Below are 12,500 nucleotides of genomic sequence, written 5' to 3'. Positions count from 1 at the left end.
TCCTCAGACGTTTTGCTTGCGTACGCTAGTACGCGGCGCGACAACGTCTTCCGGTCCGCCTCGCAGCTGACACCTTCTAGCCAGTTTCGCCTGCCTTACACTTTGCTTGCGCTAATGCAAGGGCTTTTTTAGAATCCTAATTGCGCTTCGTTAAGTTCTCTTCTCAAAATTACTTTTAAGAAGCATTCTTTACTTTGCTTTCTTCTGTGCAGTTTTCAAGGAACATCAGGAGTATTATGTTATCATAATTAATCATATATTGCAATGACCAATTTTGACCACTTAGTATTCCTGTAAGAATTACCTGTTTATATGTACCTGAATTTCAGGCACATAGGTGATTATATACTGAAATAAACTTTTTTGCAATAGGCATATTACACTTAATGCCTTCTTTGTATCTTCTTATGTGGCATAGTTATAATCATCATCTACAAACCACTTAACTGGGTAAGCTTATAATAAAAGTACTGCCAACGCCCATGCTACTCTCCACTCTGATTGTCCCGTCATGGGCTTCTACTATCCATTTAGCAATCGATAATCCTAGCCCTGTACCACCCGCGTCTCTAGATCTAACTTTATCTATTCTATAAAACCGTTCAAAAATAAGTTGTTGCGCCTTTTCAGGAATACCCACCCCGTTATCTTGAACGATGATATCAATATTCCCCTTCGAACCAGCCATTTGCTTGATAGTGAGGATAACCTCCCCTTCATGCTGCACAAACTTTAATGCATTATCAATTAAAATTAACAACAACTGACTTATTCTTTCTCTATCTGCCTGAATAGAAAGATTGCTTGTCCCGACAAACTCAAGCTTAATCCCCTTTTCAGTTGCTATCGGTTGAAAGGAGCGGATAATCTTCTCGGCAATCATATTGATATCAAATTTTTCTTTAATGATAGCAGTTGCGCCGGCATCAGCTCTGGCAAGAGTCAATAAATCGGAGACAATTTTAGTCATTCTCTTGATTTCCCCTTTCATATCATCAAGCACTTGTACCGAAAATGGTGAAAATCTATTTTCGTCATCTGTTCGTATTGCCTCTACAGAAGTCAACATAACACTAAGAGGGGTACGAAGTTCATGAGATGCATCAGCAACGAACTCACGTTGCCTGGCAAAAGAATTTTTAATCGGGACAATTGCCCGGCCTGCCAGTAGATGGCCAGCAAAAGCTGCAATAACAAGAAATAATAAGCATCCCAGGCTAAGAACTAACAATAACCTTTTTAACATCACGTAATAGGACGTAATATCTTTACCCACGAAAACTGTGCCGAGCGGCTGCTCTCCTTCATAAACTTTTACACTGCATAACATGAAATAATTTTTCGTGTCTCCCGGAAGATGCAGTTTGGTTAATAGCGCTTCTCCATCAGCACCTTGCCAGCTACGAATGTTCTCTAAAATAGCAGAACGTACTTCACGAGCTGGTTCACTTGAGGAAACCTGTTGCCCATTTACATCAAAAGCGTAATGAAAGAGTTTCCCATCATTTTGTTCATCCTCTTCCTCAAATGGCAAATTTCCCGACAATTGTATTTGTCGAAGCAAATTAATGTGCTCATGGGCTTCTTCGCTGGCGAACGCCTCGACATCTTGTTGTTCTTCCCGGTACAGCACCCAAACCAGCCCTGTGTAGCTTGACATTACAAATGATATTAGAAAACACACCATAACCGCAGAATAGACCATAGTCAAATGGTTGCGAATTTTAGCAAACATGATGAGCCTCTAACTTAAAGCCTATCCCTCTGACATTTTGGATTACTACGTCGCCCTCAGGCAAGTTAATTTTTCTCCGCAGCAAACGCACATACGCGTCAAGGTTATTTGTTGATACGTCGGCATCTAACCCCCAAACCCGATCTAGTATGACTTCCCGTGGTACCACCTGTCCTTTATTTTGCACAAGCAAATCTAACAGCTGAAATTCACGGCTGGTAAGCTGTACCTCCGTTTCGTCAAAACGAACGCTGCGGGTCGAACGATCTAAAATAAGATCGCCTAATTGCACGATATCTTCTTTCAGCTTAGCACTGCTCCGACGCGATAAAGCCCGGAGTCTGGCCATCAATTCTACAAACTCAAACGGTTTTACAAGGTAGTCGTCGGCTCCTGTATCAAGCCCTAACACCCGATCAGTAATATCGTCTTTGGCTGTAAGCATTAAAATGGCGCCTTGATAGCCATCTTTACGCAGCTGCGCGCATACATCGATGCCCGTCTGTCCTGGCATCATCCAGTCTAAAACAAGTACGTCATAATAAGAGTGTGTTGCGTACTCAAATGCGGTATCTCCCCGTGTTACCCAATCAACCGATAATTCGGCCTTTTCTAACATGCGTTTAATTAAATTGCCAAGTTTACAATCATCTTCTGCTAATAATATACGCATCTAAACCTCTCCCTCTCCCCCCAAACCTAGCGCTATAACCCGTCAGAAGTACTATAATCACTATACTATCTTTTTTAGGATTCGTCACGAAACTTACTAGTGATTCGGTAGGTTCATTTCTTAGTTATTATAGCAATTGATTCTGAAAACAAAATGAACAGAGCCTACGCAAATGAAAAAAACTGCAAGGAATAATCCTGCAGTTTTTTTACTTACATAATAATCCGGTCATCGCAAGCGATCTCGCTTTTCATATTCCCTCAAAACTAAACAATGTAAGAGTATCATCTGCCAAGATATGTTCGACCTGGAATTGAGCTCGCTTATATGATGTTCTTCGCTTTCGCTCAGAACTAAGCGATTCGCACAGGTTTCCGCGTCGCTTTCGCTCCTAAAAACCTGGCTCTCTGCTTATCCCTAGAAAGGAGGTGATCCAGCCGCACCTTCCGATACGGCTACCTTGTTACGACTTCACCCCAATCATCGGCCCCACCTTAGACGGCTAGTTCCATTGCTGGTTACCCCACCGGCTTCGGGTGTTGTCAACTTTCGTGGTGTGACGGGCGGTGTGTACAAGGCCCGGGAACGTATTCACCGCAGTATGCTGACCTGCGATTACTAGCGATTCCGACTTCACGGAGGCGAGTTGCAGCCTCCGATCCGAACTGAGAGCTTGTTTATGCGTTTTGCTTGACCTCGCGGTCTTGCTTCGCTTTGTTTAAGCCCATTGTAGTACGTGTGTAGCCCAGGACATAAGGGGCATGATGACTTGACGTCATCCCCGCCTTCCTCCGTCTTGTCGACGGCAGTCTCCCTTGAGTTCCCACCATAACGTGCTGGCAACAAAGGATAAGGGTTGCGCTCGTTGCGGGACTTAACCCAACATCTCACGACACGAGCTGACGACAGCCATGCACCACCTGTTTTCGTGTATCCGAAGATAGGAACTAATCTCTTAGTCTTTCACTCAATGTCAAGCCCTGGTAAGGTTCTTCGCGTTGCGTCGAATTAAACCACATACTCCACCGCTTGTGCGGGCCCCCGTCAATTCCTTTGAGTTTCAACCTTGCGGCCGTACTCCCCAGGCGGGGTACTTATTGCGTTAGCTTGCGGCACAGAGGGGGTCGATACCCTCTACACCTAGTACCCATCGTTTACGGCTAGGACTACCGGGGTATCTAATCCCGTTCGCTCCCCTAGCTTTCGCGCCTCAGTGTCAGACACAGTCCAGAAAGTCGCCTTCGCCACTGGTGTTCCTCCCAATATCTACGCATTTCACCGCTACACTGGGAATTCCACTTTCCTCTCCTGCACTCAAGATTCCCAGTTTCCTGCGCCTATACGGGGTTGAGCCCCGCACTTAGACACACGACTTAAAAATCCACCTACACGCCCTTTACGCCCAATAATTCCGGACAACGCTTGCCACCTACGTATTACCGCGGCTGCTGGCACGTAGTTAGCCGTGGCTTCCTCCTTTGGTACCGTCATTACCCTGCATTATTCACACAAGATACGTTCGTCCCAAACGACAGAGCTTTACAATCCGAAGACCTTCTTCACTCACGCGGCGTTGCTCCGTCAGACTTTCGTCCATTGCGGAAGATTCCCCACTGCTGCCTCCCGTAGGAGTCTGGGCCGTGTCTCAGTCCCAGTGTGGCCGTTCATCCTCTCAGACCGGCTACTGATCGTTGCCTTGGTGAGCCATTACCTCACCAACTAGCTAATCAGACGCAGACCCATCTCTAATCGGTAGCTTATAAATAGAGGCCACCTTTCTTATCCTAGTCATGCGACCAAGATACCACATTCGGTATTAGCACCACTTTCGCGGTGTTGTCCCCAATTTAGAGGCAGGTTGTCTACGCGTTACTCACCCGTTCGCCACTAGGAGTTATTACTAACTCCCCGTTCGACTTGCATGTGTTAGGCACGCCGCCAGCGTTCGTCCTGAGCCAGGATCAAACTCTCCAATAAAGTTTGCCGTCTATGAGCTTACAAACTTAAATACCATTAGCTATCTTATTTAAAGTAGACAAACTACATTAACAGACGCACCAGGCACAAGTTCAAAGTCACAGAATGACTACATTATATGAAGCCATTTGTTGGCTCTATAAATCAATTTAGAAATTGTTTTTGGTTTTGTATGTCGCAAGCGACATACAACCGCACATCTGGCTTTTATGATGCATTACTTACATTGTTCAGTTTTCAGGGAACCTGTTGTCGTTCGCATTTTTGCGGAGCCGACATTTATAAATGATAGCATGGTTGTCTACCAATGTCAACATAAAACACACAAATAAGTTCATTGGTATTTACTGCCTATTATGAACAGACACAGGTAGAGCAGGGTGTCTTAGCGCAACTTAGTCATCGGATAAAATTACGTTTTTCTGCTAACCCTACTTTCTCATAAAGATGTTTCATAATGTTATCCATATATAGGAAGGAATGTTTTATTTTATCTTCTACCATTACCTCTTGCTAAATACCTATTACCGACATGAAATTCAAAGGGATAAATCCGTATTACATCTTGTATTTTCTGTAAATCAGTGGTAAATTATTTATTACAGTTGTTTTCTTACAATGTACTATAGCTTGTTTTAGGAGGAGAATTACGATGAAAAAAATCCAGACGGTGCTGGTCGCCAATCGTGGCGAAATTGCTATTCGGGTCATGCGGGCTTGCAACGAACTGGGAATCCGCACAATTGCTATCTATTCTAAAGAAGATATATTCTCGTTACACCGCTATCGCGCTGATGAGGCATATTTAATCGGTGAAGATAAAAGCCCTGTTGACGCTTACCTGGATATTGAAGCCATATTGCGCATAGCCAAAAGCCGCGAGGTGGATGCTATCCACCCTGGTTATGGATTTTTGTCAGAAAACATTAATCTGGCCATACGCTGTAAAGAAGAAGGCATTACCTTTATTGGCCCTACCATTGAGCACTTAGCTATGTTTGGTGACAAAATTAATGCCCGTACCCAAGCAATAGCTGCAGGTTTACCGGTTATACCAGGAAGCGACGGCCCCGTTCATAGTGTGGAAGATGTCAACGATTTTGCGAAGCGCTATGGCTATCCATTCATTATTAAAGCAATTTTGGGTGGCGGCGGCCGCGGCATGCGGATTGTCCGTTCAGCCGATTCCATCGAAGATTCTTATTTACGCGCCAAATCGGAAGCCAAAGCCGCATTTGGTGATGATCAAATCTATCTTGAACGGCTGATTGAGAATCCCAAACATATCGAAGTTCAAATCCTGGGAGACCATTACGGTGATGTCATCCATTTATATGAAAGAGATTGTTCTGTGCAACGCCGTCACCAAAAGGTAATTGAAATCGCGCCCAGTATCTCGCTGCCCCAAAAATTCCGGCAGGAAATTTGTGATGCCGCTGTTAAGCTGATGGCGGCCGTTGGGTATATTAGTGCCGGCACGGTAGAGTTTTTAGTAACACCTGATCAAAAATTTTATTTCATTGAAGTTAACCCCCGCATCCAGGTAGAACATACCATTAGCGAAATGATCACAGGTATTGATATTGTTCAAGCCCAATTACATATCGCCGATGGTTCCCGCCTGAGCGATGATGAAATCGGTATTCCCGATCAAAACTCCATTACCTGTAACGGTCATGCCATCCAATGCCGGCTAACCACCGAAGATCCGGCTAATAATTTTATGCCTGATACCGGAAAAATAACTGCCTATCGCAGCGGCGGCGGCTTTGGCGTGCGGCTTGATGCCGGTAATGCTTATACTGGGTCGGTGATTACGCCTTTTTATGATTCGCTGTTGGTTAAACTTTCTACCTGGGGTCTTACTCACAAGAGTGCGATTGCCAAAATGAAACGTTGTCTTGGTGAATTCCGTATTCGCGGGATAAAAACTAACATACCCTTTCTTTACAACGTCGTCGACCACCCCGACTTTTTAAGCGGCCAGTATTACACCACCTTTATTGATACATCTCCAGAACTGTTTTTATTCGCTCCCACGCAGGACAGAGGTACCAAATTGCTTACCTTTCTGGCCGAAACCACAGTAAACGGCTTCCCTGGAATTACCAAACGTGCCAAACCAATTTTTCCGCCTGTCCGTCTGCCACAAACCCCTGAGCTTCCTGTTACTACTGGCACCAAACAAATTCTGGACAGCCAAGGCCCTCAAGGCCTGGTAGCCTGGATAAAAGAACAAAAAGAGGTGCTATTGGCAGATACTACACTGCGGGATGCTCCTCAATCACTCTTGGCTACCAGGATGCGAACCCATGATATGGTCAATATCATTGCCCCCACCGCCCATATGCTGCCTAATTTATTTTCGATGGAGATGTGGGGCGGCGCAACTTTTGATGTAGCTTACCGATTTTTACACGAAGACCCCTGGAAGCGCCTGGAAGCCTTGAGAGCACAAGCCCCGAATATTCTATTTCAAATGCTGTTCCGTGCCTCGAATGCAGTTGGTTACACCAGTTATCCGGATAACGTAATTCGTGCCTTTATCGACCAAGCAGCGGCATCAGGTATCGACGTTTTCCGTATTTTCGACAGTTTAAACTGGCTTGAGGCCATGACCGTTTCCATCGATGCTGTGCGCCAGTCTGGCAAGATTGCGGAAGTCGCCTTGTGTTATGCCGGCGATATTCTGGACCCGCTGCGCACTAAGTATGACTTGAAATATTATGTGAACTTAGCAAAAGAAGTCGAACAAGCCGGCGCGCACATTTTGTCTATCAAAGATATGGCCGGACTACTAAAGCCTGAAGCCGCCTATCAACTAGTTTCGTCCCTTAAAGAGGCTGTAGACCTTCCGATCCACCTGCATATGCATGACACCAGTGGTAATGGTATCTACGCCTACGCCCGGGCCATTGATGCTGGTGTAGATATAGTAGATACCGCAGTTTCCTCATTAGCCGGCATGTCATCCCAACCCAGCAGCAATACCTTATACTATGCCTTGCAGGGTCATGCCCGCCAACCTAAGGTAAATATTCACAACTTAAATAAATTGTCTCATTACTGGGAAGATGTTCGCGCCCATTATAAAGATTTTGAAAGCAGCCTCTTTTTCCCTAATCCCGAGGTTTATCAGCACGAAATGCCTGGCGGTCAATATAGCAACCTCAGACAGCAGGCCAAAGCACTCGGACTGGAAAATCAGTGGGACCGCATTAAGGAGGTTTATCGCCAAGTCAATGACCTGTTTGGCGATCTCATCAAAGTAACTCCTTCGTCCAAAATTGTTGGCGATATGGCGTTGTTCATGGTCGAAAATAACCTGACAGAAGACGATATTTATAAAACTGGGGCTAGTTTAGACTTCCCGAACTCTGTCGTGGAATTCTTTTCCGGGCAGATTGGCCAACCGTACCAGGGCTTCCCCCAAGAACTGCAGCGCATTATTTTAAAAGGTAAAGCAGCCTTAACCAAACGTCCTGGCGAACTGCTGGAGGCGACTAACTTTGACCAAATCCGTGAGATGCTGGCTGATGTTCTAGCTCGTCCGGTAACCGAAGGTGATGTGCTGGCTTACTCCCTTTACCCCAAAGTCTTCCTCGATTGGGTTAAGTTTGTTGCTGCCTATGGTGATGTGTCGATGTTAGACACCCCCACTTTTTTACATGGCTTAAACCCGAGGGAAGGAATCCAAGTCGATATTGAAGAAGGAAAAACACTTGTAGTTAAGTTTATCTCTGTTGAAGAACCACTTCCTGACGGCACTCGGATTGTTAACTTTGAGCTTAACGGTTTACCGCGTGAGGTTATCGTTAAAGATAATAGCATCAAGGCCATTACAATCGCGAGAGTGAAAGCAGACAAAGACAACCCCTGCCAGCTTGGCGCTTCTATGACAGGGAAAGTTATTAAAATCATGGTGGAAAAAGGAGTTCCAGTAAAAAAAGGCGAATACTTACTTGTTACTGAAGCCATGAAAATGGAAACGACGATCCAAGCTCCATTTGATGGTGTCGTAAAAGAGCTTTTTGTGAAACCTCATGATCCTGTAGAAACAGGCGATTTATTAATCGAACTCATGAAGATAACAGAAGCATAATTAGTTATAGCTAGGGGGGCCGCATGGCTGAGAGGATTTAATTCCGACCCTTGAACCTGATGTGGTTAATACCACCGTAGGAAAGCTTTATATCAATCTACAAGAAGCTTGCCCGCGTCTTCCCCTTTGCTATAGCTAAAAATACATTTATAGAGGAAGGGGAACACTATGTATACTACACAAATGGATGCCGCTAAAAGAGGGATTCTTACTGAACAAATGCGAATCGTAGCTCAGGAGGAAAGTATTGATATTGAGCTACTGCGCCAACTAATCGCCAGTGGCCGCGTTGCCATTCCTGCCAATAAGCAGCATACCAGTCTCAGCCCCAAAGGAGTCGGGGAAAAACTTCGAACCAAAATCAACGTCAACCTTGGCGTTTCCAAAGACTGCTGTGACCTTGAACTTGAACTAGAAAAAGTAAAAAAAGCCATCGACCTAAAAGCCGAAGCCATTATGGATTTGAGCTGTTATGGTAAAACCCAGGAATTTCGACGCAAGCTGATTGAAATGGCCCCGATCATGATTGGTACTGTACCTATGTATGATGCTATAGGAATGCTTGACAAGGATCTAAAAGACATCACTGTCGATGAATTTTTCTCAGTTGTTGAACGCCATGCCGAAGACGGTGTAGATTTTATGACCATCCATTGTGGCATGAACCGTCAGACAGCCGAACGGGTGAAAAAAAATAAGCGCCTCACCAACATTGTTTCCCGGGGAGGTTCGCTTCTTTTTGCCTGGATGGAACTAAATGACCAGGAAAACCCATTCTATGAGTATTACGACAGACTGCTGGACATCTGTGAAAAATATGATGTGACCATCAGCTTAGGCGATGCCTGCCGTCCAGGTTCGATCAATGACTCTACCGATGCTGCGCAAATCGAAGAACTCATTACCCTCGGCGAATTAACCAAACGCGCCTGGGCCAGAAATGTACAAATCATGATCGAAGGTCCCGGCCATATGGCAATTAATGAAATTGCCGCTAACATGCAACTAGAAAAACGTTTATGCCATGGTGCCCCCTTCTATGTATTAGGTCCACTAGTCACTGATATCGCTCCTGGCTATGACCATATCACCAGCGCCATTGGTGGTGCCATTGCTGCGGCAAACGGTGCTGACTTTCTCTGTTATGTTACCCCGGCAGAGCACCTTCGCTTACCCAACCTGGATGATATGAAAGAAGGCATTATTGCTGCCCGTATTGCCGCCCATGCGGCTGACATTGCCAAGGGCATTCCCGGTGCACGCAACTGGGATAACCAAATGAGTGCCGCCCGGGCCGATGTAGACTTCCCCCGCATGATTGAACTGTCTATTGACCCGGAAAAGGCCAAAAAGTATCGGGAAGAATCTATGCCTGAATGCGAAGATACCTGTACCATGTGCGGTAAAATGTGCCCCATGAAAAATATGAAGAAGATTCTTAACGGCGAAGATTTAAGTATTATATAAAATAGCTTACTTTAACAAAAGCTCTGTATCTGCTATTTGCAGAATACAGAGCTTTTTGTACTTAAGGCAAAGCATAATCTAAGAGTCTCTTTACTGAACCAGTGCCTTCTTTTGATAACTAGTAGGCCCTTGCTCATAACCTACTTTTTTGAGCCACCAGGCCGGATAAAACAGCGGCTGAGCAATTGCCTGTTTGTCATTATAATAACCGTCATTATATTTAAGATATAAATCTTCGGATAACTTCCACCAGTTGTCCAATACAGCATTGGCATTGTTATCACTATAACGGCTGAGCAATTCGCGTGCCCCTTTATGATCACCACTCTGCCAACGCGCCAACACATTATTTTCTATTTCGGCTTGTTTACCAAAAGCACTACTTTCGAAGTGATCACGCAGCTTATGAATATCTTGGATCATATAAGAATACTTAAGCATAGAATAGTTACCTACATAGTTAAAAGCTGTCCACAAACTGCCACGATCATACTTAAGTACATCGGCCCGCTCTATAGCTTTTGGTAAATCCAATGCTCCTGCATAGAACGGCATAAGAACAGCCGTAGCCGGACGATCCGGCCCAAACCAAGTCAGTCCGCCAATAGCATCAGGCAGCCAGCTCCGCGACTGATTGACATACGCGTAAGCACAGCGATAAATATTCAAAGGACGTTCAAACTCTCCTACCACCGGTGTGAGTTTCCCCTCTTTGTCGGCTACTGATTCTGCATTGCCTTCAAAGCGGTTAGGATCACCAAACGGTCCTGCCGCCAAGCCCTTGGTTAAGTCGAATTCTGTTCCTTCATAGTTATCACGATGAATGGCAAATACATCTGCCACCGATAGTTTACTATCTGGTTTTATCGTAAAAGCATAGTCCCGCGTAAAGGCTTCACCCTCTACCCAGGGAGACAGACCAAGCGAAGGTGCTGCCAACGATTGAGCACGCCAAATGCGGCGCAATGAATAATACGGGTGATGAAACTCACCATCACCATATACACTGGTATAATCCAACAAACCATTCTCAGGTTTCCACCAGCCTTTTTGCTGGGCAACATCAAAAATATTTTTAGAATACATCATATCATCTGCGCCAATGCGCACATCACGAATACGGAATTGATTGGCGGCTACAAAAAACTCGTCATCAGGCACACGTTGTGCCACCCAGACACCACCCGTACCATTCAAATCATAACCAGCCATCTCCATGACCCAACCTTCGTTTGGATCTGCCACCAACAGCGTTTCTCCGGTACCATAGTAACCATATGTTTCAATAAGTTCGCCCATAAGTTGTATAGCTTCACGGGCGGTCTTACAGCGTTCCAATGCAACTCGCGAAAGTTCAGATGAGTAGAAAATACGTTTGCCAGGCTCAGGCTCGGGATGTACTTTGGCTTTGTCTGTGCACTCGCCAATAGAAAGCTGATATTCATTTATTACACCATAATTGCCGTCAAAATAAGCATATGTATGTGCCGCCTGCGGAATGTAGCCCAACGGTACATTAGGCGTTATACCGGCTATATCATAGCCTGGGCCACGCTCTTTAGTCACAAGCCGATGTGTTTCATTGCCTCCCCACTGTGGTTTGTAATCCAAAGCAACCATAGAATAATATACTGCTCTTAATGAACCCGGCTTATGATCCATTGCCGGAACATACACCAAGCTACCATCACCCAAGCCATCATCTGAGTGCGACACCATGACTGATCCATCGGCAGAAGCCGATTTACCTACAATAGTCGTAGTACAAGCAAATACCGGCACAACAAAACTCATATAAAGCACCAACGTAAACATCAAAATGCCTTTTTTCATCAAACTACTCCTTTCACCTTACTAGATTCTATGTAATTGCTTAAATTCTTTTTCCATAACCAATTTCCTTCTAATTTTAAAAATAATGTTAAAATTAGTTAATAAATGGATAATTATGAACTGCAAAAAAGACTTCGCAAAAATTGCGAAGTCTTTTAAATACTTGGTGCCGAGGACCGGAATCGAACCGGTACGGGTATTTCTACCCGCGGGATTTTAAGTCCCGTGCGTCTGCCAGTTCCGCCACCCCGGCATAAAAATTGGAGGCGACACCCAGATTTGAACTGGGGAATAGAGGTTTTGCAGACCTCTGCCTTACCACTTGGCTATGTCGCCATAAGTAGCGAACCATGTTATTGCGAGCTGATAGACGAAGCAAGAACATGTGTGAGTCGCTTAGTTAGAGAGTAGCGATAACATCCGCTAAATATAAAGAAATGGAGCGGAAAACGAGATTCGAACTCGCGACCCTCGCCTTGGCAAGGCGATGCTCTACCGCTGAGCTACTTCCGCTTTAATGGTGCCTCAGGACAGAATCGAACTGTCGACACGAGGATTTTCAGTCCTCTGCTCTACCGACTGAGCTACCGAGGCATATGCAGCTGTCTATAAACGCTCATCTGCGTTGTTGCTTCTGTGATTCGTTGCTCAACGTACTCCGTGTACGCCTCCGCTACGGTTCTCGTCGCGCCTAGCATATGAACATTTCTAGC

5 protein-coding genes, 4 tRNA genes, 1 rRNA gene and 1 riboswitch are annotated in these 12,500 nt (G+C 45.1%); of the genes, 2 read left to right on the top strand and 8 right to left on the bottom strand.

Annotated elements, in window-relative coordinates:
- Positions 1–442: 442 nt before the first annotated feature.
- From ACZ449_RS02100 to ACZ449_RS02090, 3 genes are all read right to left on the bottom strand, one after another.
- The gene (locus tag ACZ449_RS02100; protein WP_464259431.1) at positions 443–1,735 is read right to left on the bottom strand and encodes a sensor histidine kinase; all 1,293 of its coding nucleotides are present in this window, start codon (positions 1,733–1,735) and stop codon (positions 443–445) included.
- On the bottom strand, positions 1,725–2,408 hold the full coding sequence (locus tag ACZ449_RS02095) for a response regulator transcription factor (RefSeq protein ID WP_464259430.1): 684 nt from the start codon (positions 2,406–2,408) through the stop codon (positions 1,725–1,727). The genes ACZ449_RS02100 and ACZ449_RS02095 overlap by 11 nt, the downstream gene beginning before the upstream one ends.
- Positions 2,409–2,829: 421 nt before the next feature.
- Positions 2,830–4,385: ribosomal RNA gene (locus ACZ449_RS02090) — 16S ribosomal RNA — on the bottom strand.
- A gap of 652 nt (positions 4,386–5,037) precedes the next feature.
- Here ACZ449_RS02090 and pyc point away from each other — a divergent pair.
- Both pyc and thiC read left to right on the top strand, forming a co-directional pair.
- Entirely contained in the window at positions 5,038–8,487 is a 3,450-nt protein-coding gene (pyc, locus tag ACZ449_RS02085) for a pyruvate carboxylase (protein WP_464259429.1), read from the top strand.
- Between the two features lie 2 nt (positions 8,488–8,489).
- A riboswitch (TPP riboswitch) is annotated at positions 8,490–8,587 on the top strand.
- A gap of 68 nt (positions 8,588–8,655) precedes the next feature.
- Positions 8,656–9,954 (top strand): phosphomethylpyrimidine synthase ThiC, encoded by a 1,299-nt coding sequence (gene thiC, locus ACZ449_RS02080; RefSeq protein WP_464259428.1) that lies wholly within the window; start codon positions 8,656–8,658, stop codon positions 9,952–9,954.
- 90 nt (positions 9,955–10,044) lie between these two features.
- On the opposite strand, the gene ACZ449_RS02075 is transcribed toward thiC, so the two are convergent.
- The 5 genes from ACZ449_RS02075 to ACZ449_RS02055 form a co-directional block, all read right to left on the bottom strand.
- A complete protein-coding gene (locus ACZ449_RS02075; protein WP_464259427.1) occupies positions 10,045–11,787 on the bottom strand; it encodes a dipeptidase in 1,743 nt (580 codons plus the stop codon).
- Positions 11,788–11,951: 164 nt separating this feature from the next.
- Positions 11,952–12,040: transfer RNA gene (locus tag ACZ449_RS02070), tRNA-Leu, on the bottom strand.
- Positions 12,041–12,048: 8 nt separating this feature from the next.
- A tRNA-Cys gene (locus ACZ449_RS02065) sits at positions 12,049–12,123 on the bottom strand.
- 102 nt (positions 12,124–12,225) lie between these two features.
- Positions 12,226–12,300, bottom strand: a tRNA-Gly gene (locus ACZ449_RS02060).
- Positions 12,301–12,305: 5 nt separating this feature from the next.
- Positions 12,306–12,381, bottom strand: a tRNA-Phe gene (locus tag ACZ449_RS02055).
- Positions 12,382–12,500: the final 119 nt, after the last annotated feature.

Source organism: Desulfosporomusa polytropa (assembly GCF_055380075.1).
This window is presented reverse-complemented; position numbering and strand designations above follow the sequence as displayed.